This is a genomic window from Streptomyces sp. NPDC045287, assembly GCF_056432325.1.
In genome coordinates this window covers 1-25,865 of the sequence record NZ_JBWKJG010000035.1, presented here as the reverse complement: position 1 = coordinate 25,865, position 25,865 = coordinate 1, and the positions used below count along the sequence as shown (strand labels likewise).

Sequence of the window (25,865 nt, the reverse complement as noted above, 5' to 3'; positions counted from 1 at the left end):
GCTTCGGCGGTCGCACCGCCGGGTATCACTGTGACCCGGCGCCCCGGCGCGGGACTACCCTGTGCCGACACCGCGGCAGACGCCCCCGATCCGAGAGCGAGCCCACCTTGGCCTGTGACCTGTGGCTGGTCCCCCTGGTCGACGTGCTGTGCCACAGCCCCGACAACCCCTTCGCCGAGGAGATCGCCGCGTACGACCGGGCGTTGACCGAGTCGGGGCTGCCGACCGTGCCCGTCTTCGCGTACATGCCGGGCCTGTCGGGCGACGTGGCGCCGGTCGCCGGGTTCGACTACGACGCCCTGCACTTCCTGCGCCGCGCGTACCTGCTCCAGGTCTGCGGCCTCGCCGTGACCCCCGTCGACGAACTCGGCGGGGACTACGAGCAACTGCTGGAGATGTTCGAGCCGACCGCCCAGCGCTCCCACCTCGTCTGGCACTACGACCACGCCGGCGCCTACGTGCCGGTGGACTTCCCCGCGCCGCTCTCCACCGAGGAGCTGCTCGCCGGGGGCGGCCCGCTCGGCTCCGCCCAGGGGCTGCTGCGGGAACTGGAGTACGTCGCCCCGGCCATCGGCATCGACCCGGCCAACCCGCCGGCCGCGCCCGAGCCGCCCAGCCACCCGACGTCGCTGGAGGAGCCGGCGGCACCCGTCCCGTACGACGACAACCCCTTCGCCCGCGAGCGGCACGTCTGGCTGGGCCTGCACGCGGCGGCCACCCGGAGCCTGGGCCAGGGCTCAATGATCATCTTCAGTTGAGGGGGGCCCGCCGCCCGGCGGGGCCCGGGGCCGCTCAGCGGGGCTCCGGGGGACGCTGGCGGGGCATGTTCGGACGGGTCGCCGGGGGCAGCGGGAAGCGGCCGCCCGTCCCGGCCGTCGCCCCGGGGCGCGCGGGCGCGGGGCTCAGGGACTGCGTGACCAGCGGCGCCGGGCCCGCCCGGAACTCCACCATCCAGTCCACCGTCTCCGCCCGCACCAGCTCCGACACGTCCTCCGAGAACCGCCGCAGCACCCCCAGGCAGCGCTCCGCCGCCTCGGCGGCCGTGCCCTCCGCGGGGCCCAGCACCTCCCGGACGCTCTCCGACGCCCAGTCGAACTGCAGGGCCAGGAGACGCCGCTGCACCGCCTGCGCCGTCGCCACGTCCCGCATCCAGCCGGACGTCACCCCGAAGTACCGGTCGCACGCCAGGCACGCCGCGCCGAGCAGCAGCGACAGGTAGCCCCAGCCGGCCGCGCCGTCCAGGGCGCCCGTCAGGTCCAGCAGCGGCAGCGCGGCGCCCAGGACGCCGCCCAGCGCCGTACCGGTCCGCAGGACGCGGGCGCCGAGGCGCTTCCACACCCGGTCGACGAGGTACCAGTCGGCGGTCCGCAGGGCGTTCGCCTCGACCCACCGGTACAGCTCGTGCAACCGCTCGGCCGGCTCGCCCCAGTCGCCGAGCGGGAACGTCCGTCCCGTCAGGTCCTCCCCCCGGGCGGGCCCCCCGGGCTGCATCTCCGGCTGGCTCACCGGGGCACTCCTCTGCGCTCTGCGTTACTCTGCGTGACGTACGGTGACGTGGGGTGTGTGAGGTGGTGTGAGGTGGTGTGGGGCCGGCCGGCCGGTCGGCGGGCGTGGGCCGTGGGTGCGGATCGTCGGGTGCGGGTCGTGCGGAGCCCTTCCTACCTCCGAATGGCGGCCCCCGGCGACGGAATCACGCCTTTTCCGCACGGAAGAGGGCCGTGATCAGGTAGGCGGCGCGCCCATCGTTCACCCGAAAGAGCGGATAGGTGTGCGTGGGGCGCGTCGCGCGGGGACCACGTAGGCTCGGCGGTGACCGAAGAATCGTCGACGCGCAGGAGTGACCGTGATCCCCGGTGGTGGCCAGCCCAACATGCAGCAGCTCCTCCAGCAGGCCCAGAAGATGCAGCAGGACCTCGCCCGGGCGCAGGAGGAGCTGGCCCGCACGGAGGTCGACGGCCAGGCGGGCGGCGGCCTGGTGAAGGCCACGGTCACCGGGTCGGGCGAGCTGCGGAGCCTGGTCATCGACCCGAAGGCGGTCGACCCGGAGGACACGGAGACGCTCGCGGACCTGGTCGTCGCGGCCGTGCAGGCGGCGAACGAGAACGCGCACCAGCTCCAGCAGCAGAAGCTCGGCCCGCTCACCCAGGGGCTGGGCGGCATGCCGGGCCTCCCGTTCTGACCCGGCGGGCCGACCCGGCGGGCGCCGGCCGCTCACCCGGCTGACGCGGCGGGTTCACGCCGAGTCTTCTGCGGCGCACCCCGCAGCAATTACCGTAACCACCAAGACTGCACTCCCGGAGAGGCGTTCCGTTGTACGAAGGCGTGGTCCAGGACCTCATCGACGAATTGGGCAGGCTGCCCGGCGTCGGTCCCAAGAGCGCGCAGCGGATCGCCTTCCACGTCCTCCAGGCGGAGCCGACGGACGTCCGTCGGCTGGCGCACGCGCTGCTGGAGGTGAAGGAGAAGGTCCGGTTCTGCGCGGTCTGCGGGAACGTCGCCCAGGAGGAGCGGTGCGGCATCTGCCGCGACCCGCGCCGGGACGACGCGGTCGTCTGCGTGGTCGAGGAGCCCAAGGACGTCGTCGCCATCGAGCGGACGCGCGAGTTCCGGGGGCGGTACCACGTGCTCGGCGGCGCGATCAGCCCGATCGAGGGCGTGGGCCCCGACGACCTGCGGATCAGGGAACTGCTGGCCCGCCTCGCGGACGGCACGGTCACCGAGCTGATCCTGGCGACCGACCCCAACCTGGAGGGGGAGGCCACCGCGACGTACCTGGCGCGGATGGTCAAGCCCATGGGCCTGAAGGTCACGCGCCTCGCCAGCGGGCTGCCCGTTGGCGGAGACCTGGAATACGCCGACGAGGTCACGCTCGGTCGCGCGTTCGAAGGGAGACGACTCCTCGATGTCTGACGCCACGCTCCACGCCCATGCGCTGGACCCCGACAGCTTCGCGGTCCAGATCGCCGACTCCATCGAGTCCTTCATCGTGGCCACCACGGAGGTGGCCAAGGGGGACGAGCCCGACAGCGCGGTCCCCTTCCTGCTGTTGGAGGTCTCCCAGCTCCTGCTGGCCGGCGGCAGGCTGGGGGCGCACGAGGACATCGTCCCCGAGGAGCGGTACGAACCGGACACGGGTCCCGACATGGACGTCGACGACCTGCGGGAACGGTTCGCCGCGCTGTTGGACCCGGTGGACGTCTTCTCGGAGGTCTTCGACCCGTACGAGCCGCGCAGGGCGCCGGTGCCGTGCCGGATCTCCGACAGCCTGGCCGACATCGTCATGGACCTGCGGCACGGACTGGCCCACTACCGGGCGGGACGGACGACCGAGGCGCTGTGGTGGTGGCAGTTCTCGTACTTCTCCAACTGGGGGCCCACGGCCTCCGCGACCCTGCGGGCGCTCCAGTCCCTGGTCTCCCACGTCCGGCTGGACCAGCCGCTGGAGGCGCTGGACGGGCTGGACACGGACGAGGACGTGGCGGACGAGGCACTGGCGGAGGAGGCGGGCCGCGTGATGCTCCAGGAGATCGCCGCCCCGCTGGGCCTCCGCTCCCGCAAGTGACCCGGCTCCGGCCACCCCGCGCCCGCCCCGGTTCCACCATGTGAGACGGGACACATTCGGCGTGGGCGCGGTGGCGATGGGCAGTGTCCCCGCGTGACCGGGTGACGCCCCCGGGCTGATCATGTAATGAGCGGGACATCTCAGGATGTGACATCTCAGGGGCGTTTCCCGGTCGCTCGTTAGACTGAGCCGACCGCAAACGGACCGAGCGAGGAGCGCACGTGGGCCTTGTCGTGCAGAAGTACGGAGGCTCCTCCGTTGCCGATGCTGAGGGCATCAAGCGCGTCGCCAAGCGAATCGTCGAAGCGAAGAAGAACGGCCACCAGGTGGTCGTCGTCGTTTCCGCGATGGGCGACACGACGGACGAGCTGATCGATCTCGCCGAGCAGGTATCCCCGATGCCTGCCGGGCGTGAGTTCGACATGCTGCTGACCGCCGGAGAGCGAATCTCCATGGCCCTGCTGGCCATGGCGATCAAAAACCTGGGCCACGAGGCCCAGTCGTTCACGGGCAGCCAGGCAGGCGTCATCACCGACTCGGTCCACAACAAAGCGCGCATCATCGATGTCACGCCGGGCCGCATCCGCACCGCGCTGGACGAGGGCAACATCGCCATCGTCGCCGGCTTCCAGGGCGTGTCCCAGGACAAGAAGGACATCACTACCCTCGGCCGGGGCGGCTCCGACACGACCGCCGTGGCCCTCGCCGCGGCGCTGGACGCCGAGGTCTGCGAGATCTACACGGACGTCGACGGCGTCTTCACCGCCGACCCGCGGGTCGTGAAGAAGGCCCGGAAGATCGACTGGATCTCCTTCGAGGACATGCTGGAGCTCGCCAGCTCCGGCTCCAAGGTGCTCCTGCACCGCTGCGTCGAGTACGCACGCCGATACAACATCCCGATCCACGTCCGCTCCTCCTTCTCGGGGCTCCAGGGCACGTGGGTCAGCAACGAACCGCAAGGGGACCGCAAGGTGGAGCAGGCCATCATCTCCGGTGTCGCCCACGACACCTCCGAGGCGAAGATCACCGTCGTCGGCGTGCCCGACAAGCCGGGCGAGGCCGCCGCCATCTTCCGCACCATCGCGGACGCCGAGGTCAACATCGACATGGTCGTGCAGAACGTCTCCGCCGCGGCCACCGGCCTGACGGACATCTCCTTCACGCTGCCCAAGACCGAGGGCCGCAAGGCCATCGACGCCCTGGAGAAGCAGAAGGGGTCCATCGGCTTCGAGTCCCTCCGCTACGACGACCAGATCGGCAAGATCTCCCTCGTCGGCGCGGGCATGAAGACCAACCCCGGTGTCACCGCGTCGTTCTTCGAGGCGCTGTCCAACGCCGGGGTGAACATCGAGCTGATCTCCACCTCCGAGATCCGCATCTCGGTCGTCACCCGCGCCGACGACGTCAACGAGGCCGTCCGCGCCGTCCACACCGCCTTCGGCCTGGACAGCGACTCCGCCGAGGCGGTCGTCTACGGCGGCACGGGCCGCTGACGGCCGGGACGCCCTGATCCCGTGACGAGCCGGAAGCCGGCGCTCGCGGTCGTCGGCGCGACCGGGGCCGCCGGCGCCGTCATGCTCCAGATCCTGTCGCAGCACGCCGACGTCTGGGGCGAGATACGCCTGCTCGCCTCCCCGCGCTCGGCCGGCCGCAAGCTGGCCGTGCGCGGGGCGTGGACCGAGGTCCTCGCCCTCGACGAGGACACGCTCCGGGGCGTCGACGTCGCGGTGTTCCTGGTACCGGAGGAGGTCGCCGCCCGGTGGGCGCCGATCGCCGCCGCGCAGGGCGCCGTCGTCGTCGACGCCTCGCCCGCGTTCCGTGAGGACCCGGACGTGCCGCTCGTCGTCCCCGAGGTCAACCCGCACGCCGCCCGGGTCCGCCCGCGCGGCATCGTCGCCAGCCCCGGCTGCACCACGCTCGCGTTGATCGTCGTCGTCGGGGCGCTCCACGCCGAGTTCGGCCTGGAGGGGCTGGTCGTCTCCGCGTACCAGGCCGCGTCCGGCGCCGGGCGGGCCGGGGTCGCCGCGCTGCGCGGCCAGCTCGCGGCCGTCGCCGGTACGGAGCTGGGCGCGACCCCCGGGGACGTGCGCCGGGCGCTCGGCGAGGACGGGACGGGGCCCTTCGCCGCGCCCCTCGCCCTCAACGTCGTGCCCTGGTCCGGCACCCCCCAGGACGGCGGCTGGTCCTCCGAGGAACTGCGCGTCCGCGCCGAGACCCGCAAGGTCCTCGGCCTGCCCGCGCTGCGGGTCGCCGCGACCTGCGTGCGCGTCCCCGTCGTGACCACTCACTCCGTCGCCGTGCACGCCCGCTTCGAGCGGCCCGTGACCGTGGCGCGCGCCCATGAGATCCTCGCCGCCTCGCCCGGCGTCGTCCTGTACGACGACCCGGACGCGGGCGACTTCCCCACCCCCGCCGACGTCGTCGGCACCGACCCGACGTGGGTCGGCCGGGTCCGCCGCGACCTCGACGACGAGCGGGCCCTGGAGTTCTTCGCGTGCGGCGACAACCTCCGCAAGGGCGCCGCGCTCAACACCGCCCAGATCGCGGAATCCGTCGCCGCCGAACTCGCCGCCGGATCCGCCGCTGAACCGGCCCCGGGACCCGCGGCCGGACCGGCCACCGGACCGGTCGCCGCGGGCGGGACGCCTTCCTGACCGGGCCGAGCGGCGATACCCGGTGGACGTGGCGCCACACCTTTGTAGGATCTGTGAACGCCCTGTGTGAAAGTCTTCGGCCGGTGCCGCTTGAACTGGGGCGATGGCATGTTCGACGATGCTCCCGCCCCCCTGCCGCAACCGGTGGCCGGCGGAGAGCGTCTCCGCGGTCGCCCCAGGTGCTGCCGCACGAACGGGGCAATCGGGAGAGCGGATACGCATGAGGGCGAACGACGCACCGTCAGTTACGGCGACGTGCGCGTACAACCCTGACGGGGGGCAAGGTGTCCAACAGGCGTGGCAGAGGTACTCGACATCACACCGGCGGCACCACCGCGCGGCGGCGCGGCGGTCCTCCCGCTCCTGCGGCCGCCCCAGCGGCCCCCGCGCGACCGTCGGCGCGGGGGTGGCATGCCGGTGATCGCGCCCATGCCCGCCACGCGCCGCGCCCGCGTGCCGTTCCCGCGTGACGGCGCCGACGAGACGATGACGTCGGGCACCACGGTCGACCATCTCACCGAGACCTACCGCGCCCACTACCGGTCGCTGCTCGGTCTCGCCGCGCTGCTCCTCGACGACACGGCCTCCTGCGAGGACGTCGTGCAGGAGGCGTTCATACGCGTCCACTCCGCCCGCAAGAGGGTCCGGGACCCGGAGAAGACCCTGGCGTACCTCCGCCAGACCGTCGTGAACCTCTCCCGGTCCGCCCTGCGCCGCCGCATACTCGGGCTGAAGCTGCTCTCCAAGCCGATGCCGGACATGGCGAGCGCGGAGGAGGGCGCGTACGACCAGCTGGAACGCGACGCGCTGATCAAGGCGATGCGCGGGCTGCAGCGCCGCCAGCGGGAGGTGCTGGTCCTGCGGTACTTCGCGGACATGACGGAGGCGCAGGTCGCCGAGACCCTGGGCATATCGCTCGGGTCGGTGAAGGCGTACGGCTCCCGCGGCATAGCCGCGCTGCGCGTCTCCATGGGAGCGAAGGCATGAGCGGCCGCGCGGAGAGCCACGAGCACAACGGGCCGGACGGGCCGTCGAACGACCGGACTGGAAACAACGCAGTGAACACCCCCGAAACCCCCGGCACCCCGACCCCCGGCTCCCCGACCCCCGGCTCCCCGACCCCCGGGGGCACCCCCTCGGCCCCGGACCCCGCCGAACCCACCCGGTCGCAGGACGCCCCCGCCCGATCCGCCCCCGGCCGGGACGACACGGCCGAGACCCCCGAGGCGACCGAGGCACCCACGACCACCGGCGACGACACGGCCCGCGACGACATCACCGGGGACGAGACCGTCCAGGGCCGCACGGCCGGGGACGAAACCGACCGGGACGACATCCCCCAAGACGACATCGTCCGGGGAGACACCCCTCAGAACAGCACCACCCGGGACGGCACCGCCGGGGGCGATGCCCCCCAGGGCGACATCTCCCAGGGCGGCACCGCCGGGGACGGCGCCGTCCGGGACGGCATCTCTCAGAGCGGCACCGCCGGGGGAGGCACCACCCGGGGTAACACCGTCGGGGACGGCGGTTCTCAGGACGGTGATCCCGGGGACGCGACCGGTGGGCTCGGGGGGGTCCTCGACCTCGGGGGCGACGGGCTCGGTGGGGACGAGCTGGCGCTGCGGCGGCTGCTGCACGGGGCCGTGGAGGGGCTGGAACCGTCCACGGGCGCGCTCGACCACCTCCGGCGGGCCGTGCCCGCGCGGCGGGCACGGAAGCGGCAGGCACTGGTCGGCGCGGCTGCCGCGGTGATCCTGCTCGGCACCGGCGTGCCCGCGTTCGTGCACGTCGCCGCCTCCGACGGCGCCTCCGACGCCAACCCCGTCAACGCCGGACACGGCTCACAGGTCCAGGGCGGCACCGGCGACGAGACCGGCGGCCCCGCCGGCGAGCGGGCCGCCGGCAGCCCCTCCGGCGAGCTGGGTGCCGGCAAGGACAGCACCGACCTGACCCGGACCCCGCCGTCCGCCGGTACCAGCGCCTCCGCCGGCGCGGACGGCACACCCGACCTCACGACCTCCGCCCCGGCCGCGCTCCCGGCGTGCGGGGCGGGCCAGCTCGGGGTGAGCGTCGCCGACGCGGGCGCCCCCGGCGGGGACGGCACGGTCTACGGCACGTTCCGCATCACCAACATCTCCTCCGGGGACTGCGCCGTCGACACCGCCGGCACGGTCGGCTTCGCCACGAGCGGCGCGGCCGACCCGGGGCGCATCAGCGTCATCAGGCACACGGGTGGAGGCGCGGCGTCCGGTCTGCCCGACCCGTCCACGGCGGTGGGCAGCCTGGTGCTGAAGCCGTCCGGGGCGTACGAGGTGAGGTTCGCCTGGGTGCCGAGCGAGACCTGCCCGGTCAACGGCGGAGGCGGGGGCGGAGACGGTAACGGCGACAGCGGCGGTAGCGGCAGCGGAGGCGACGGGGGCGACGGGGGCGGCGAAGGCCAACCGCCCGAGCCCACGCCGTCCACCCCCAGCGAGGAACCCCCGCCGGCCACGGGCGACACGGCCACCGGCACGGCGGAGGGCGTCGCGGACACCGGCACGGCGGCGGTCGAACCGCAGCTCAAGCGCGAGGAGGGCGTCGCGGACGGCAGCGTCACCGTGACGCACACCCCCGGCGCGGGTGGCCCCCAGGCGGCGGCCACCATCCCCCACGCCTGCGCCGGCACCATCTACCGCACCGGCCTCCTCCCGGTGCAGTGACCCCGCCACTCCCCGCCCGCATGAGCCGCACGGGCGGGGAGTGGCAGTGCGCCGCACGAGGCGTACGGACGGGTGGTGGCAGTACGTGCCGGGCGAGCCGCGCGGGTGGCGAGTGACCCCGTCGGCCCCCGGTCGCACGGGCCGTACGGGCGGCGAGTAGCAGCCCGCCGGGCCCCGGCTGCGCGAGCCGCACGAGCAGGTAGCAGCCAACTCGTCGCACGGGCCGTACGGGCGGGAGCGGCAGACCCGCCGGACGAGCCGTACAGGTGGGAGCGGCAGCCCCATCGCACGAGCCGCAGGGGCGGGAGCGGCAGACCCGCCGGACGAGCCGCAGGGGTGGGAGCGGCAGACCCGCCGCACCCGCCCGGTGGGGCCGGGGCGGGCGGGGGACCGGTCTCAGCTGACGCCCGGGGCCTCCGGATCGAGGCCCAGGGCACGGTCCCGTTCCGCCTCCGCCTCCCGGCGGAACAGGCGGAACCACATGAACAGGACGAAGCCCGCGAAGGCGAACCACTCGCCCGTGTAGCCGAGGTTCTGGAACGCCTTCAGGTCCAGGCCCGTGCCCACCGCCGCGGTCGCCGGGACGGGGGTCAGGCCGGCGGGGGAGTCCTTGAGCGTCACCCACGCGTCGTAGACGTCGTCCGGCACCAGGTTGACCAGCGACGCCGCGCTGATAATGCCCAACTGGCCCGACGGCAGGCCGCCCGCCGTGTGGGCGCCGCCGCTCCCGGCGTGCTCCGACGCCTGGAGCGCTCCGGTCACGGTCACCTCGCCGGACGGCGGCGCCGGGGCGGCGGCCCCCTTCGGCAACCAGCCCCGCACCACCGGCAGGGCCTTGCCCTCCGGCGTGTGCAGCAGCGTCAGCACGTACGACCCGGTCCTGCCGTCCAGCTCACGGCCGGGGACGAGGAACTGCTTCCCGTACCGGCCGCTCGCCGTCGCCTGGCGGCCCGACGTCTCCTTGTCGACCGGCAGCAGCTCCGTCAGCGGCGCCGCCGCCTCCGCCGCCCGGGCGGCGGGCCGCTGCTCCGCCTCCCGGTGCGAGTCGACGCGGTCCTCGAACCTGCCGAGCTGCCATACCCCCATGAACAGGCAGAACGGGATCGCGAGCAGCACGAAGACGTTGATCCCCCACCAGCGGGGTGTCGTCAGGAACCGGTACACCCCTCCACGGTACGGAACGCGGTCACCTCCCGTCCGGCCGGGGCCCGGCCGCGGCGGGCACGTGTCGCGCGGCGAACTCCAGCTCCTGCCGCAACTGCTTGATCCGCTCCTCCACCACCAGCGAGCCGTGCCCCGCGTCGTACCGGTACACCTCGTGCACCGCGCCGCGCGCCGCGAGCCGCTCCACGTAGTTCTCGACCTGCCGGATCGGGCAGCGCGGGTCGTTGACGCCCGCCGCGATGTACACCGGTGCCCGCACCCGGTCCACGTACGTGATCGGGGACGAGGCGCGGAACCGGTCGGGCACCTCCTCCGGGGAGCCGCCGAACAGGGTCCGGTCCAGCGGACGCAGCGCCTCCATCTGGTCCTGGTAGGCCGCCACGTAGTCCGCGACCGGCACGTCCGCGATGCCCACCGCCCACACGTCCGGCTGCGTCCCCAGCCCCAGCAGCGTCAGGTAGCCGCCCCACGAGCCGCCCGTCAGCACCAGCCGCTCCGGGTCGGCGAGGCCCGACGACACCGCCCACTCGCGGACGGCCGCGACGTCCTCCAGCTCGATCAGCCCCACCCGGTGCCGCAGCGCGTCCGTCCACTCGCGCCCGTACCCGGTGGAGCCGCGGTAGTTCACCCGCACCACCGCGTACCCGTGGTCCACCCACGCGGCGGGCGCCGCCGAGAACGTGTCGCTGTAGTGCCAGGCCGGGCCGCCGTGGAGGTCGAACACGGTCGGCAGCGGGCCCGTCGCCCCCGCCGGGCGCTGCACCAGCGCGTGGACCCGGCCGCCGGGGCCCTCCACCCACACGTCCTCCACCGGCACCGAGGGCGGCGCCTGCGGGCCGGGCGGGTCGAGGACGACCGCGCCGGTCGTCGACCGCACCACGGGCGGCACCGCCGCCGACGACCACAGGTACTCCACCGTTCCGTCCGGGCGGGCCGTCGCGCCCGACACCGAACCGGGCGGCGTGTCCACCCGCGACAGGCGCCGCGACGCGATGTCGTACCGCCACAGCTCGCTGCGCGCCTCGAAGCTGTGGGCGATCAGGAGCCCCGAACCGTCCGGGTACCACTCGGCGCTCACGTCCCCCGGCAGCTCCAGGTCCAGGTCCGTCTCCCGGCCCGACCCGACGTCCCAGATCATCGGCTCCCACCGGCCGCGCCGCTGGTGCCCCACCAGGAGCCGCGGGTCGCCGTCGACCGGGGCGAAGCCCATCACCGCCAGGCCCAGGTCCTTCGTGCCGCCCTTCGTGTCGTCCAGCTCCGCCACCAGCGCGCCGTCCAGCCGCACCACCCGCAGCGCCGCGTGCATCGCGTCGCCGTGCTCGGTGTGCTCGACCGCCACGAGCGTCCCGTCGTGCGACAGGTCCCCCACCCCGGCCGACTCGCGGTGCCGGTAGATCTCCACCGGCTCCCCGCCCGGCCGGACGACGTGGACGGTGGTGCCCTCCTCCTCCGTGGACCGGCCGACGACCGCCGTGCCGTCCCGGCCGAGGGCGAGGCCCGCCGGGTACGAGGGGGCCAGCCCGGGCACCGCCGGCTCGTCCGCGCCGCCCCCGAACGGCTGCCGCATCCACACCCCGAACTCGTCGCCGTCCGTGTCCGCGAACCACCAGATCCACTCGCCGTCCGGCGTCAGCACCCCGTCCGTCGTGCCGTTCGGCCGGTCCGTGACCTGCCGCTGCCGGCCCGTTTCCCGGTCCCAGGCGTACAGCTCGTACGTCCCCGTCGCGTTCGACACGAACAGCGCCCGGTCCGGCGCGTCCAGCGCCCACTCGGGCAGGGAGACCCGCGGCGCGCGGAACCGCTTCTCCCAGTCGGGCAGGGACGACCAGTCGCGGCCCGCGGGCGCGGACGGTTCGGCGGAACGGGGGGAAGCTGCGGGCACGGTCGGGGGCACGTCGGTCGGCTCAGTCATGCCGTCCATCATGCTCCGCCCCGCCGACATCCCGCCGAGCCTGTGGAAAACCCCGGGCCCGGCCGTCCCCGGTCCGCTCGCCACCCCGCCCCGACCTGACGCCGCACGCCCGACGCCGCACGCCCGACGTGCGGTGTGGCGCGATGTGGCGCGGATCACATCTGAGGGGGGTGGGGCGGCGGGGGGCGCCTGTGTCACGCTTTCCCCACGTTCGCCGTGCCCGGAAACAGCCCGCGAACGCTTCTCCGGCCCTCGCGCCCGTCCTCCGCCGAATCGGCCCCGCCACTCGGTGTCACATTCTCCCGGCTCCGCCGGTCGTACCGGCGTGGCCGCCTGACGTGGCGACCGCTCGTGAACGCAACCGACAGCTTTGTGAGGGGAAGTCATGCTTGGGAAGCTCGCCGGATTCGCCCTCCGGCGCCACCGCCTGGTGCTGGTCACAGCGCTCGTGGCGGTCATCGTCGCCGGCGCGGCGGCCGCCGGACTGATGGGGCGCCTGACGAACGGCGGATGGCAGGTCCCGGGGTCGGAGTCGGACAAGGCCGCGACCATCCTCCAGACGCAGTACGAGAACAGCGAGCCCAACCTGGTCCTGCTCGTCGACGACGAGCGCGGCGTCGACCACGCGGAGGTCGCGGAGGCCGGGGCGCGCCTCACCGACCGGTTCGCCGCCGAGAGCGGCGTCGGCGACGTGACGTCGTACTGGGCCGCGGGCCGCCAGGCCGCCCTCAAGAGCGAGGACGGCCACAAGGCGCTGATCGTCGGCCGCGTCGAGGGCGACTTCGACGCGCGGCAGAAGCGGGTGAAGGAGCTCGCGGACGAGTACTCCGGCGAGGTCGGAGGGCTCCACGTCACCCTCGGCGGCGAGGAGCAGATGTGGAACGAGAACCTCACCCAGGCCGCCGACGACGCGGCGCTGGCCGAGGCGCTCGTCTTCCCGATCGTGCTCGCCCTCCTCGTCATCGTCTTCGGCAGCCTGGTCACCGCCCTGCTGCCGCTGAGCGTCGCCATCGTCTGCATCACGTTGAGCATGGGCCTGTTCTGGCTGCTCACCTTCGCGATGGACCTGTCGAACTTCGTCCTCAACACGGCGACGTTCGTCGGCCTCGGCCTGGCGATCGACTACAGCCTCCTCATCGTCAGCCGCTTCCGCGAGGAGCACGGCCGGGGCGTGGACCGGGAGACCGCGCTGCGCAACACGCTGAACACGGCCGGCCGCACGGTCGTCTTCTCCGCCGTCTGCGTCGTCGTCACCCTCAGCGCCCTGTTCGCCGTGCCGTTCCCGTTCTTCGCGTCGATGGCGCTCGGCGGCATCGGCACGACCGTGTTCGCCGCCCTGGCCGCGATCACCCTGGTGCCGGCGATGATCGGCATGTTCGGCAAGCGCGTGGACACGCTGCACCTGCCGTTCATGAAGGGCCGCGTCCGGGAGATCTCCGCCGAGAGCGAGTTCTGGCGCCGCCAGTCGTACCGCGTCATGAAGCGGCCCGCGCTCGTCAGCGTCCTCGTCCTCGGCTTCCTCGTCCTGCTCGGACTGCCCGCCCTCGACATGAAGCTGCGCCTCCAGGACGAGCAGGTCCTGCCGCCCTCCGCGGGCTCCGCGCGCGTGGCGAAGATCGTCAACGAGGAGTTCAGCACCAAGCAGGCCCAGGCGCTCAAGGTGGTCGTCGAGGGCGACGCGCCCGCCGCCGACCGGACCGAGGCGCTCGGCGCGTACGCCGCGAAGCTCTCGACGCTGCCCCACGCCGAGCGCGTCGACGGCCCCGCCGGCAGCTACCAGGACGGCCGCCGCGTCGGCCCGCCGACCGCCGCGTCCACCCAGTTCACCGGCGAGACCAGCAGCTACCTGCTGGTCATCCCGGAGAAGGACGCCCTCGCGGCGCCGAGCGAGCAGTTGGTGCGGGACGTGCGCGCCCTTCCCGCGCCGTACGGGAAGGTGCTCGTCGGCGGCCCGTCCGCGACGTCGGTCGACACGTTCGACAAGCTCACCGACGCGCTGCCGCTGGCCATCGGCCTCCTCGCGGCCAGCATGTTCGTGCTGCTGTTCCTGCTGACGGGCAGTGTGCTGCTGCCCATCAAGGCGATCGCGCTCACGCTGCTCAGCCTCACGGCGACGTTCGGCGTGCTCGTCTACATCTTCCAGGACGGGCACCTGAAGTGGCTCGTCGGCGACTTCACCGCGACCGGGGCCACGATCTGGACGGTGCCGGTCATCCTCTTCGCGATGGCCTTCGGACTGTCCATGGACTACCAGGTGTTCATCATGTCCCGGATCAAGGAGGAGCACGACAGGGGCAAGGACAACGCGACGGCCGTCGCCGACGCCCTGGCCCGCACGGGACGCGTGGTGACGTACGCCGCCGTGATGATTTCCCTGGTCTGCGCCGTGTGGGTCACCTCCAAGATCGGTTACATGAAGGCGTTCGGCGTCGGCATCCCGCTGGCCATCCTCATGGACGCCCTCATCGTCCGCGGCGCCCTGCTGCCGGCCTTCATGAAGCTGCTCGGCGACGCCAACTGGTGGGCCCCCGGCCCGATGCGCCGCCTGCACGACCGGTTCGGGCTGCGCGAGGAGTCCGGTACGCCGCCCGCCCCGCGGGACGGGGCGGCGGCCCCGAAGGACCCCGAGGTCAGCGTGCGCACCTGAGCCGCACCCCCACGCCACCGCACCCCCACGCCACCGCACCACCACGCCACCGCACCACCGACGCCCGGCCGGGACCCCCGGCCGGGCGTCTCGCATGTGCGACCCCTGAGGAGTTGAAGGAGCACAAGATGGTGACTGGAAAAGAACGTCGACTGCGCCGGCTCTTCGAGGAGGACGGCAAGACCCTGCTCATCGCCGTGGACCACTCCCTGACCCTCGGTGCCGCCAGCGGACTGTCGGACATGGGCGCGGTCATGGGCGCGGCCGTGGCGGGCGGTGCCGACGGGGTGGTCACCCACCGCGGCTCCGCCGCCCGCTCCATGCCGGCGCAGCGCGGCACCGCCCTCGTCGTGCACCTCTCCGGCAACACGGCCCTGAGCCCCGGCTCCGAGCTGAAGACCCGCGTCTGCGACCCGGAGGCCGCCCTCGCGCTCGGCGCCGACGCGCTCTCCGCGCACATCACCCTCGGCGGCGGCTCCGCCGAGGACCGGCAGGCCCTCGCCGACCTCGGTTCGCTGGCCGCCACCTGCGACCGGCTCGGCGTCCCGCTGCTGGTCATGACGTACGTGCGGACCGACGCGCGCGACACAGGCCCCGCCGTCCTGCACGCCGCCCGCGTCGCCGCCGAGCTGGGCGCCGACATCGTCAAGGCCGCCCACCCCGGCGACAGGTACGTGGCGGAGCTCGCCGCGACCGTGCCCGTGCCGGTCGTCCTGGCGGGCGGGCAGAACGAGGGCACGTGGGAGGCGTTCTGCGAGTCCGCGAAGGCCGCGATGGGCGCCGGCGTCGCCGGACTGTGCGTCGGCCGCCGCATGTTCGGCGCCCCCGACCCCGTACGCGCCACCGCCGAGCTGCGGGCCGTCGTCCACGGCGAGGGCTGAGCCCCCGAGCCCCGGCGCCCGAAGTTCCCGGCGCCCGAAGCTCCTCGGCGTACGAAGCCCCCCGGCATCGAAGCACCCCGGCGTACGAAGCGCCCGGCGTCCGGAGCCCTTCCCGGCGCCTGGACCACCCCGGCGTCCCGATCCGGAACGGACCCCGGTGCGCCGCCCCACCCGCACGCCCGTACCCCCCCGGCGTACCGGACCAGAAAGGAACCACGACGGATGGCACCGCCTTCGCGCAAACCCATCAACTTCGGTCTGCTCTTCGACTGGCACGCGGGCAAGGAGCACCAGACGGAGATCCACCTGGACCGGCCGTTCGACATCGCCCCCGAGCGGGGCACCGTGTACGACGGGATCGCGCTCGCCGCGCTGGTGCGCGAGGCCGGCGACTGGCTGTACGCCGCGGGCCTGCGCGCCGGCGACACCCTGGCGCTGGTCAAGCGGAACCACTTCGACACGGTGCTGCTGGCCGGGGCGGCCGCCCGGATCGGCGTCCTGCCCGTCCTGATGTCCCCGGTGGTCCGCCCCGACCACCTGCGCGTCATGATCGAACGGGCCGCCCCGCACGCGGTGCTCACCTCCCCGGAGGTGCTGGAGCGGGCCGCCAAGGACGGCGTGCGCCTCACCGGCCCCGGGGTCCGCGTCCTGGTCGCCGGGGAGGCGGCCGGAGCCGAACCGCCCGACGGGACGGTGCCCCTGGAGTCCCTGCGCGGCGTGCCGGCCGCGCCCGCACGGCCCCGGCGCGACGACGAGCCGATGATCGTCACCCACACGTCGGGCACGACCGGCGTGCCCAAGCTGGTGGTGCACGCGGCGAGCACGTCCCTGGGGACCTTCCCGTTCCAGTTGGAGTCCAAGAGGCTGCCGATGGTCACGTCGAGCCGCCGCGACGTGGTCGCCGGGTGCTTCTCGTTCGTCCACAACCGGCTCGTCTCGTGGACGTCGGCGCAGTTCAGCCTGGCGCCGAAGCGGGTCGTCACCCTCTCCGACCCGGGGCTCGACACGGTCGAGAGGATGCTGGCCGCGCACCGGCCCACCTCGCTGGAAGCGCTGCCGAACATGTTCCAGCACTGGGAGGAGCTGGCCGACCGCAGACCCGAGCTCTTCGCGCGCGTACGGCGGTTCAACAGCACCTTCGACGCGGTGCACCCGCGTACCGTACGGACCTTCCTGAACGTGTCGAGGAGCCGCTTCCCGGTGTGGGCGACGGGCCTCGGGCAGTCGGAGATCGCCGGCATCTCCATGAACGTCTTCACGCGGCGCCAGGCCCGCCGCTGGGAGGGCGCCCAGCGCGACACCACCAACGTCGGCTACCCGCCGCTGGTCCGGGTGAAGGTCGTCGACCCGCAGAGCGGCCGGCGGCTCGGACGCGGCGAGCCCGGCCTGCTGATGGTCGCGGGGAAGGCGCGCTGCCTGACGTACCTGGGGGAGGACGACCGGTACCGGGCGAAGCTCGTCGACGGCTGGTGGAACAGCGGCGACCTCGGCGAGCGCGGCCGGTTCGGCCGGATCCGCATGCTCGACCGGGAGGTCGACGTACTGCCCGGCATGAGCTGCATAGAACTGGAGAGCACCCTCCTCGACCGCCTGCCGAAGGCGTCCGAGGTGACGGTGCTCGGCGTGCCCGGCGGGCCGCCGGTGCCCGTGCTGTGCATGCGCGACAACCACCTGGATCCGGCCGAGTGGGCCCGCGCCACGGCCGGGCTGCCGCCGCTCGGCGAACCCCGGCTCGTCCCGTGGGACGAGGTGCCGCGGACGGCCACCTGGAAGGTCCGGAGGCTGGAGCTGCGGGAGATGGTCCTCGGCACCGGAGAGGTCCTGGGGACGGGCAAGTGGACGTGAGCCGGCGGCGGCGCCCCGGCGCCCCCCGACGTGTCGACCGAAAGAGGAACCAGTGATCGAGTTTCTTCCCGACGCCCTGATCCCCATGTCGGATCCGGCGCCCATCACCATCCCGGAGGTCCACCGGGAGCGGTGGCTGTACTGGATGTGCATGGGACCGGCGGCGGTCGGCTGGCTCGCGGCGTACGCGTTCGCCATCCACCGGGGGCTGAAGGACAAGCGCGTCGGCATCCCCCCGCTGCTGGTGGCGGTCAACTTCGCCTGGGAGTTCAACCTGTCGATCGTCCTCGACCAGGACACGACCCAGCGGCACACCAACTTCTACTGGGCGCTGTTCAACTCGCTGATCATCTACCAGACCCTGAAGTGGGGCTGGAAGGACTTCCCGAAGCTGACGAAACGTCAATTCAGGGCCGCGTTCGTCGGCATGTTCGTCTGGGCGTCGCTGATGGTCGTGGTGGGCACGAACGAACTGGGCGACATCCCCGGCGTGTACACGGGCACCGTCATCAACATCCCGCTCAGCGCCGCGTTCATCTACATGCTGCACAACCGCGGCTCGTCGGCGGGCCAGTCGATGCACATCGCGGTCGCCAAGGCGATCGGGTCGCTGTTCGCCGGGATCACCGTGTACATCGAGTTCCCCGGGCACTACCTGTTCTTCGTCCTCTTCCCGACGATCCACGTCCTGGACATCATCTACATCCGGATGCTGCACCGCCGCATCCGCGCCGAGGGCCACTCGCCGTGGGCGTTCAACCGGCCGCCCGTACCCGACCCGTACGGGGCGGCGCCCGCGACGGCGCCCGCGGCGCCCGCCGGACCGGACACCCCGGCGGACCGCGCGGCCACCGGGGCGGAGGCAGCTGCGGACCGTCCGGCCACCGGGGCGGAGGCCGCGCGGTGACCGCCGCCCGGCGGGCCGTGGTGCTGGGCGGCGGCCTCGCCGGCGTCCTGGCCGCCGCCGCCCTCGCCCGGCACGTGCCCGAGGTCGTCGTCGTCGAACGCGACCGGTACCCGGAGGGCCCCGAACCGCGCACCGGCGTCCCCCAGGCCCGGCACACCCACGTCCTCATGGACGGCGGCGCCCGCGCCATGGAACGCGTCCTGCCCGGCGTCACCGGCCAGCTCGTCGCCGCCGGCGCCCACCGGCACGGCATGCCCGACGGGGTGGTAATGCTCAGCCCGCAGGGCTGGCTGGAGCGGTTCCCGGGGCGGCGGTACGCCTACTCGTGCAGCCGCGCCCTCCTCGACTGGACCGTCCGCCAGCAGGCGTTCAAGAACGGGCGGATCACCGTCACCGAGCGGTCCGAGGCCGTCGGCCTGCTCGGGGGGCCGGGCGCCGTCACCGGCGTCCGCCTCCGCGACCGCGACACCGGTGGCGAGCACGAGCTGGAGGCCGGCTTCGTCGTCGACGCCACCGGCCGGGGCTCGCACGCGCCCCGGTGGCTCGCCGCGCTGGGCCTGCCCGAGGTCGAGGAGGAGGTCGTCGACTCCGGGCAGGCGTACGCCACCCGCGTCTTCCGCGCCCCGGCCGGCGCCGAGCAGGGCTTCCCGATGGTCAACGTCCTCGCCGCGCCCGGCACCGGCCGCCCCGGCTGCGGGGCGGCGCTGCTGCCCATCGAGGAGGGCCGCTGGATGGTGACCCTCGGCGGCACCCGCGGCGGGGAACCGCCCACGGACGAGGAGGGGTACGCGCGCTTCGTCCGGCACGCCGTCCGCCACCCGCTCGTCGCCGACCTGATCGAGGCCGCCGAACCGCTGGGGCCGATCCGCGGCTCGCGCAGCTCCGCGAACCGGCGCCGCCGCTTCGACAGGCTGCCGTCCTGGCCCGCGGGCCTCGTCGTCACGGGCGACGCGGCCACCACCTTCAACCCCGTCTACGGGCACGGCATGTCCGTCGCCGCCCGATGCGCCGTCGTCCTCGACGAGGTGCTGCGCCGGTACGGCCCCGTCCCGGACGCGGCGGTCCGCGCACAGCGCGGGATCGGCCGCGCGGCACAGGACGCCTGGGTCATCGCCACCACCCAGGACGTGCTCTACCCGGACGCGGTCGGGCCCCGCCCCGGCGGCGCGCTGCGCCTCCAACGGCGCTTCGTCGACCGGTCCGTCAGGGTGGCGACCCGCAACCCGGCCGTCTCCGCCGCGCTGATCGACTCGTTCACGCTGGCCCGGCCGTTCACCACCCTCGCCCGGCCGTCCGCGCTGGTCCACACCGCGCTCGGTCCGCGCGGGGAGCCGCTCGCCGCACCGCCGCTGACGGCCTGGGAGCGCCGCTTCCTGCCCGGCCGCTGAGTCCCGCCGCACCCCCTCCGTCCGCTCACCCGCCCTCACCCAAGGAGAAGCACAGATGGACACCACACTCTGGGCCGACGTCACCCGGCTCAAGGGCGACGCCACGGAGGCGGCCCTCGCGCACGTCCGGTCCTCCGACGCCAACGGCGTCCTGGTCCGCCCCGGCCAGCTCGACGGCTGGGAGCCGCTGGCCCGGATCACCGTCGCGTGCCTCGTGACCGGAGAGGAGGCCGTCCGCCTCGACGACGCGCGGGTCGACGTGCTCGTCGCGCCCTCCCCGAAGGAGCTCGACGCGGTGCGCGCCGCCGCCGGCAGCCGGCCGGTCGGCGTGCGCTGCGAGATCGTCGACGGCGACACGATGAACGAGGCGGCGGCCCTGTGCGGCTCCGTCCACGTCCTCGTCGCCGCCTTCGCGGACGAGACGAACATCCCGCTGGAACTGCTCCTCGCCCGCGCCCAGGGCACCCGTACGCAGGTCTACAAGGAGCTGCTGACCAGTGCCGAGACCGCGAGCGTCGCCGGCGTCCTGGAGAGCGGCCCCGCCGGGCTCGTCGTCGGCGCCGGCCACCTCGCGGACCTCGCCAAGGTCAGCGCCGTCCTGCGCACGGAGCGGTACGCGCAGCTCGACCTCGTCCCGCTGGAGGTCGTCCGCTCCGAACCGGTCGGCATGGGCTACCGCGGCTGCATCGACACGACGCACCTGTTCGACGAGGACGAGGGCATGGTCATCGGCTCGACCTCGTCGGGCGGCATCCTCGTCTGCGCCGAGGTGCACTACCTGCCGTACATGAACCTGCGGCCGTTCCGCGTCAACGCCGGCGCCGTCCACTCGTACGTCTTCGGCACCGACACGACCGCGTACATCACCGACCTCGCGGCCGGTGAGAAGTGCTACGCCGTCAACCCGAGCGGCCGGTTCCGCGAGGCGATGGTCGGCCGCGTCAAGGTCGAGCTGCGACCGCTGCGGCTCGTCGAGGCCCGCTACGAGGACGTGACTGTCAACGTCTTCCTCCAGGACGACTGGCACGTGCGCGTGATGAGCGCCGAGGGCAAGCCGCTCAACCTCACCGAGGTCGTCCCGGGCACCCGGCTGCTGGGCCGCGTCACCGAGCCGGGCCGGCACGTCGGCATCAAGGTCGACGAGGAGATCAGCGAGTTCTGAGCGCGGGACGGGACCGTGCCGGCATCCGCGTGGCGGGGGCCGGGCCGCGGGGCGCGTGCGCGGTGGGACGGCCGGTGGCGAACGTGCCGGTGCCGTGCGGCGGCCCGGCCCGCGTACGCGCCGTCCACGTGGTCGACCCGTACGCGGGCCGGGGCGGTCGGGTACGGGACACCCGGCGGTCCCGGCACCCACTGGGGAACACGGTCATGCCGCAGGTGACCGTGTTCCCCGGCCCGAGCGTTGACCGCGCGGGCCCCGCCGCGACCGGCCCGACGCCCCGCGGGCGGGCCCGCCCGGTCGCCGGGGCGGCGAGGGCGGCCGGGAGGCCCGGGTCCCGCCCGGGGCCCGGGGACGAAGCGGCGCGCCCGGGCCCCGGCACGTATCCGACCCGCGCCTTCCACGGGCACTGCCCGGCGTGGGCGCCGCACCACCCGACGGCACCGGCCAGGACGTCCCCGACACGGCGACCGCCGTGCTCACCGCTCGCGTCTGCCGCGCCCCAAAGGACGACCTGCCGGGCACCTGCCGCGCCCTGGCCGCGCCGACCGAACGCCGCTGGCCGACCGCGCCGACCGAACGCCGCTGGCCGGCCCCGGCGGCCGGGCGCACCCCGGCCCTGCACGCCGCGCCCGTCGCGTACGGGCCGAAGGCGGCCGGGCGGCCGAGCCCGGCCCTGGACGCCCTCGACGCCCTGGACGCCCTCGACCGGGTCCGCCGGCCCGCCGGGCGGCGCCTGGTGCTGCGGTCGGCCGGACGGCGTCACCGCGGCGGAGGTCCGCGACCTGCTCGACCCGGCGGCCCACCCCGGCGCGTCCGCGGCCCTCGTGGACCGCGTGCCGACGCGCCACCACGCGAGCGCCCGGCCCGGTGGCGGCGCTCCGGACGAAGGACAGTGATGAAGAAGGTCATTCTCGCCGAACCGCGCGGCTTCTGCGCGGGCGTCGTCCGCGCCATCGACATGGTCGAGCGGGCGCTGGAGATCCACGGCCCGCCCGTCTACGTGCGCAAGCAGATCGTCCACAACCACCACGTCGTACGGTCCCTCGAAGCCAAGGGGGCCGTGTTCGTCGACACGGAGGAGGAGGTGCCGCCCGGCAGCGTCTGCGTCTTCTCCGCGCACGGCGTCTCGCCCGAGGTCCGCTCCAACGCGGCCGGGCGCGGCCTCGACGTCATCGACGCGACGTGCCCGCTCGTCTCCCGCGTCCACCAGCACGCCCGCCGCGTGACCCGCGACGAGCGGATCCTGCTGCTCATCGGCCACGCCGACCACGAGGAGACCGAGGGCACCCGCGGCGAGGCACCGCGGCGGACCATCGTCGTGGAGACCGTCGAGGACGTCGCCCGGCTCCCGCTGGCCGACGACACGCCCGTCGCCTACCTGACGCAGACGACCCTCTCCATGGACGAGACCGCCGACATCGTCGAGGCGCTCAAGGCCCGCTTCACCGACCTCGTCGGCCCGCGCGGCGACACGATCTGCTACGCCAGCCAGAACCGGCAGAACGGCGTCAAGTCGCTCGCCGCCCAGTGCGACCTCGTCCTCGTCGTCGGCTCGCGCAACTCCAGCAACTCCCTGCGCATGGTCGACGTGGCCCGCCAGGCCGGCACCGCCGCGCACCTCGTCCCCGACACGACGCACCTGGACGGGACGTGGCTCGACGGCGTCTCCACGGTCGGCGTCAGCTCCGGCGCCAGCGTGCCCGAGGTCCTGGTCACCCAGCTCCTCGACACCCTCGGCGACCTCGGCTTCCGGGACATCACCGTGGAGCGCACCTCCGTCGAGGACGTCCACTTCTCCGTCCCCCAGCAGCTCGCCGAGGGACGCCGCACGGGCCGGCGGCCCGCAGGGGCCGCCGCCTCACCCGCAGAACCCACCGACAGGAGTGCCACATGACCGCCAACGCGCCCGTCGAACAGGCCGACTCCAGGCTCTCCACCGCCCAGCGCGCCGCCTTCGACCACCTCATGGCCGCCACGGAGCGCCGCCTCCGCGACTTCCTCTCCGCCGAAACCGCCGCCTGGAACCGGGTCGATCCCCGCGCCGGCACGCCCGTCGAGGCGATAGCGCGGCTCGTCGAGTCCGGCGGCAAGCGGCTGCGGCCCGCGTTCTGCGTCGCCGGCTACCTCGCGGGTGGCGGCGGACCGGAGGGGTACGACGGCGTCGTGTCCGCCGCCGCCGCCCTGGAGGTCCTGCACGCCTGCGCGCTCATCCACGACGACGTCATGGACGGGTCCGACCGGCGGCGCGGCGAGCCCACCGCCCACGTCCACCACACCGGCGTGCACCGGCGGCGCGGCTGGCAGGGCGACCCGGAGCGGTACGGGGAGAACGTCGCGATCCTCGCCGGCGACCTCGCCCTGATCTACTCCGACCAGATCATGGCCGACGCCCCGGCGACCGTCCGCGACCTGTGGAGCGAGCTGCGCGCCGAGCTGATCATCGGCCAGTACATGGACGTCCTCGCCGCCGCCGAGTTCTCCGCCGACCCGCAGCTCGCCCGCTGGATCGCCGTCGCCAAGTCCGGCCACTACACGATCCACCGGCCCCTCGCCGTCGGCGCCCGGCTCGCCGGCCGGACCGACCTGGCCGCGCCGTTCCAGGAGTACGGGATCGCCGTCGGCGAGGCGTTCCAGCTGCGCGACGACCTCATGGACGCGTTCGGCACCGGCGAGGCCAGCGGCAAGCCCGCCGGCCTCGACTTCGACCGGCACAAGATGACCCTCCTGATGGGGCTCGCCATGGAACGCGACCCGCGCGTCCGCGAGCTGTTCCTCGATCCGTCGTACGGCCCGGAGGCGCTGCGCGCCCTGCTCGTCGACAACGGCGTCCGCGACGACGTCGAGGAGCACATCGGGCAGCTCGTGCAGAAGGGCTGCGAAGCGCTGGTCGAGGCGCCCCTCGACGGGGGTTGGCGCGGCGAACTGCGTGCCATGGCCCGCGGCGTCGCCTTCCGGGACCGGTAGGGGGGCGGATCCGTGACCGACTTCCGCGACCCCCGGCAGACGCCCCCCGTGGTGACCGGCGACGGCCCCGCCGGCGCGCACCCCCTGCTCGCCGCGATCGACGGGCCCGCCGACGTCCGGGCCCTCCCGCCCGAGCGGCTCCCCGACCTGGCGGCGGAGATACGCGACTTCCTCGTCACCCAGGTGTCCCGCACGGGCGGCCACCTCGGCCCCAACCTCGGGGTCGTCGAGCTGACGATCGCCCTCCACCGCGTGTTCCGCTCCCCGGACGACCGGTTGCTGTGGGACACGGGCCACCAGGCGTACGTCCACAAGCTGCTGACCGGGCGGCGGGACTTCAGCCGCCTCCGCAGCCGGGGCGGCCTGTCCGGATACCCCTCCCAGGAGGAGTCCCGGCACGACGTCATCGAGAACTCCCACGCCTCCACGGCCCTGTCGTACGCGGACGGCCTCGCCAAGGCGTACCGGCTGCGCGGCGAGACCGACCGCAGCGTCGTCGCCGTCATCGGCGACGGCGCCCTCACCGGCGGCATGGCCTGGGAGGCCCTCAACAACATCGCCCTGATCAAGGACTTCCCGCTCGTCATCGTCGTCAACGACAACGGCCGCTCGTACGCCAGGACCCGCGGCGGCCTCGCCGACCACCTCACGGCGCTGCGCACCTCGCAGCGGTACGAGCGGGTCCTGGAGTGGGGCAAGGAGGGGCTGGAGCGGACCCCCGTCGTCGGCCGGCCGCTCTACACGGCCCTGCACGGCGTGAAGAAGGGCCTGAAGGACCTGGTCGCCCCGCAGTGCCTCTTCGAGGACCTGGGGCTGAAGTACGTCGGCCCGGTCGACGGACACGACGTCGGGGCCGTCGAGGCGGCCCTGCGCCACGCCAAGGGGTTCGGCAGCCCCGTCATCGTGCACTGCATCACGGAGAAGGGCCGCGGCCACCGGCCGGCCGAGGAGCACGAGGCCGACCGGTTCCACGCCGTGGACGCGGCGGCGGCCCTGGCCAAACCCCGCGCCGAGTCCTGGACCTCCGTCTTCTCCGAGGAGGTCGTGAAGGTCGGCGCGGAGCGGCCCGACGTCGTCGCGATCACCGCGGCGATGCTCCGGCCGGTCGGGCTCGCCGCGTTCGCGGAGGCGTACCCGGACCGGATCTTCGACGTGGGCATCGCCGAGCAGCACGCCGTCACGTCCGCGGCCGGGCTGGCCCTGGGCGGGACGCACCCGGTCGTCGCCGTGTACGCGACGTTCCTCAACCGCGCCTTCGACCAGGTGCTGCTGGACGTGGCGCTGCACCGGTGCGGCGTCACGTTCGTCCTCGACCGGGCCGGCGCCACCGGCAGCGACGGGCCCAGCCACAACGGCATGTGGGACCTGTCGCTCCTCCAGGTCGTACCGGGCCTGCGCATCGCCGTGCCGCGCGACGGGGCCCGGCTGCGGCGGCTGCTGCGGGAGGCGGTCGCCGTCGACGACGCGCCGACCGTCGTCCGCTTCCCGAAGGGCGTGGTCGCCGCCGACCGGGAGGCCGTCGCCGTCGAGCACGGCCTCGACGTCCTGGCCCGCCCGGAGGGGGACGACGCCGACGTCCTGATCGTCTCGGTCGGCCCGATGGCCGAGGTGTGCCTCGCGGCCGCCGGGCTGCTGGACCGGGCGGGCCTGCGCGCCACCGTCGTCGACCCGTGCTGGGTGAAGCCCGTGCCGGACGGCCTGCCCGCACTGGCCCGCCGCCACCGCCTGGTGGTCACCGTCGAGGACAACGGCCGCGTCGGGGGCGTCGGCACGGCCGTCGCCCAGGCGCTGGAGGACGCCTCCGTCCACGTACCGGTACGGCAGGTGGGCCTCGCCCAGAAGTTCTTCGCGCACGGCACGCGCGGCGAGGTGCTGGAGGAGTCCGGCCTCACCGCGGACGACGTCGCCCGCGCCGCCCGGACCGCGTGGGACGGGCTCGGCGCACCCCGGCACACCCCGCACGGACAACACACGGAGCTCTCATGACCGCCATTTCTCTCGGCATGCCGTCCGTTCCGACCCGGCTGGCCGAGCGCCGGAAGAGTCGGCAGATTCAGGTCGGTTCGGTTGCGGTGGG

20 protein-coding genes are annotated in these 25,865 nt (G+C 74.1%); 17 read left to right on the top strand and 3 right to left on the bottom strand.

The genetic code is table 11. The annotated features are described in order from the left end of the window. Positions 1-107 precede the first annotated feature (107 nt). Positions 108-758, top strand: coding sequence for a hypothetical protein (locus AC07D6_RS32630; protein ID WP_315877589.1), 651 nt, complete (start codon positions 108-110; stop codon positions 756-758). 34 nt (positions 759-792) lie between these two features. Here AC07D6_RS32630 and AC07D6_RS32625 read toward each other — a convergent pair whose 3' ends face one another. Further along, positions 793-1,506 (bottom strand): SLATT domain-containing protein, encoded by a 714-nt coding sequence (locus AC07D6_RS32625; protein WP_315877588.1) that lies wholly within the window; start codon positions 1,504-1,506, stop codon positions 793-795. A 337-nt stretch (positions 1,507-1,843) separates the two neighbouring features. Here AC07D6_RS32625 and AC07D6_RS32620 point away from each other — a divergent pair, with 337 nt between their 5' ends. From AC07D6_RS32620 to AC07D6_RS32590, 7 genes are all read left to right on the top strand, one after another. After that, positions 1,844-2,179, top strand: a complete 336-nt coding sequence (locus AC07D6_RS32620) for a YbaB/EbfC family nucleoid-associated protein (RefSeq protein ID WP_479050428.1) — start codon at positions 1,844-1,846, stop codon at positions 2,177-2,179. Positions 2,180-2,310: 131 nt separating this feature from the next. Further along, complete coding sequence (recR, locus tag AC07D6_RS32615; RefSeq protein WP_010470411.1) at positions 2,311-2,910, top strand: recombination mediator RecR; 600 nt, start codon at positions 2,311-2,313, stop codon at positions 2,908-2,910. Beyond that, positions 2,903-3,562, top strand: a complete 660-nt coding sequence (locus AC07D6_RS32610) for a DUF5063 domain-containing protein (RefSeq protein ID WP_479050425.1) — start codon at positions 2,903-2,905, stop codon at positions 3,560-3,562. Before recR ends, AC07D6_RS32610 begins: the two co-directional genes overlap by 8 nt. A gap of 221 nt (positions 3,563-3,783) precedes the next feature. Further along, positions 3,784-5,055, top strand: coding sequence for an aspartate kinase (locus AC07D6_RS32605; protein ID WP_479050423.1), 1,272 nt, complete (start codon positions 3,784-3,786; stop codon positions 5,053-5,055). 21 nt (positions 5,056-5,076) lie between these two features. Further along, the gene (locus tag AC07D6_RS32600; protein WP_479050421.1) at positions 5,077-6,216 is read left to right on the top strand and encodes an aspartate-semialdehyde dehydrogenase; all 1,140 of its coding nucleotides are present in this window, start codon (positions 5,077-5,079) and stop codon (positions 6,214-6,216) included. Positions 6,217-6,513: 297 nt separating this feature from the next. Next, the gene (locus AC07D6_RS32595; RefSeq protein WP_315877583.1) at positions 6,514-7,203 is read left to right on the top strand and encodes a SigE family RNA polymerase sigma factor; all 690 of its coding nucleotides are present in this window, start codon (positions 6,514-6,516) and stop codon (positions 7,201-7,203) included. Then, positions 7,200-8,918: a hypothetical protein gene (locus tag AC07D6_RS32590; protein ID WP_479050418.1), complete on the top strand. Its 1,719-nt coding sequence runs from the start codon at positions 7,200-7,202 to the stop codon at positions 8,916-8,918. Before AC07D6_RS32595 ends, AC07D6_RS32590 begins: the two co-directional genes overlap by 4 nt. A gap of 396 nt (positions 8,919-9,314) precedes the next feature. Here AC07D6_RS32590 and AC07D6_RS32585 read toward each other — a convergent pair whose 3' ends face one another. Both AC07D6_RS32585 and AC07D6_RS32580 read right to left on the bottom strand, forming a co-directional pair. Further along, positions 9,315-10,082, bottom strand: coding sequence for an SURF1 family protein (locus tag AC07D6_RS32585; protein WP_479050416.1), 768 nt, complete (start codon positions 10,080-10,082; stop codon positions 9,315-9,317). Positions 10,083-10,104: 22 nt separating this feature from the next. Continuing rightward, the gene (locus tag AC07D6_RS32580) at positions 10,105-12,003 is read right to left on the bottom strand and encodes a S9 family peptidase (RefSeq protein ID WP_315877580.1); all 1,899 of its coding nucleotides are present in this window, start codon (positions 12,001-12,003) and stop codon (positions 10,105-10,107) included. A gap of 376 nt (positions 12,004-12,379) precedes the next feature. Between AC07D6_RS32580 and AC07D6_RS32575 the strand changes: the two genes are divergently transcribed. The 9 genes from AC07D6_RS32575 to dxs all read left to right on the top strand — a co-directional run bounded on the left by AC07D6_RS32575 (position 12,380) and on the right by dxs (position 25,774). Beyond that, a complete protein-coding gene (locus tag AC07D6_RS32575) occupies positions 12,380-14,641 on the top strand; it encodes an MMPL family transporter (protein ID WP_315877579.1) in 2,262 nt (753 codons plus the stop codon). Positions 14,642-14,769: 128 nt separating this feature from the next. Next, positions 14,770-15,522, top strand: a complete 753-nt coding sequence (locus AC07D6_RS32570) for a beta/alpha barrel domain-containing protein (RefSeq protein WP_479050413.1) — start codon at positions 14,770-14,772, stop codon at positions 15,520-15,522. Between the two features lie 222 nt (positions 15,523-15,744). Beyond that, positions 15,745-17,367 carry an AMP-binding protein gene (locus tag AC07D6_RS32565; protein WP_479050411.1) on the top strand — a complete coding sequence of 541 codons (1,623 nt, stop codon included), beginning with the start codon at positions 15,745-15,747 and terminating at the stop codon, positions 17,365-17,367. Positions 17,368-17,419: 52 nt separating this feature from the next. After that, on the top strand, positions 17,420-18,274 hold the full coding sequence (locus tag AC07D6_RS32560; protein ID WP_479050409.1) for a transmembrane-type terpene cyclase: 855 nt from the start codon (positions 17,420-17,422) through the stop codon (positions 18,272-18,274). Next, positions 18,271-19,662 carry an NAD(P)/FAD-dependent oxidoreductase gene (locus AC07D6_RS32555; protein WP_315877575.1) on the top strand — a complete coding sequence of 464 codons (1,392 nt, stop codon included), beginning with the start codon at positions 18,271-18,273 and terminating at the stop codon, positions 19,660-19,662. The genes AC07D6_RS32560 and AC07D6_RS32555 overlap by 4 nt, the downstream gene beginning before the upstream one ends. A 55-nt stretch (positions 19,663-19,717) precedes the next feature. Further along, positions 19,718-20,824 carry a 3-dehydroquinate synthase II domain-containing protein gene (locus AC07D6_RS32550; RefSeq protein ID WP_315877574.1) on the top strand — a complete coding sequence of 369 codons (1,107 nt, stop codon included), beginning with the start codon at positions 19,718-19,720 and terminating at the stop codon, positions 20,822-20,824. 895 nt (positions 20,825-21,719) lie between these two features. Next, a complete protein-coding gene (gene ispH, locus AC07D6_RS32545) occupies positions 21,720-22,718 on the top strand; it encodes a 4-hydroxy-3-methylbut-2-enyl diphosphate reductase (protein ID WP_315877571.1) in 999 nt (332 codons plus the stop codon). Then, a complete protein-coding gene (locus AC07D6_RS32540; RefSeq protein WP_479050406.1) occupies positions 22,715-23,788 on the top strand; it encodes a polyprenyl synthetase family protein in 1,074 nt (357 codons plus the stop codon). The genes ispH and AC07D6_RS32540 overlap by 4 nt, the downstream gene beginning before the upstream one ends. A gap of 51 nt (positions 23,789-23,839) precedes the next feature. Beyond that, positions 23,840-25,774: a 1-deoxy-D-xylulose-5-phosphate synthase gene (dxs, locus tag AC07D6_RS32535; RefSeq protein ID WP_479050441.1), complete on the top strand. Its 1,935-nt coding sequence runs from the start codon at positions 23,840-23,842 to the stop codon at positions 25,772-25,774. The last annotated feature ends 91 nt before the right edge of the window (positions 25,775-25,865 follow it).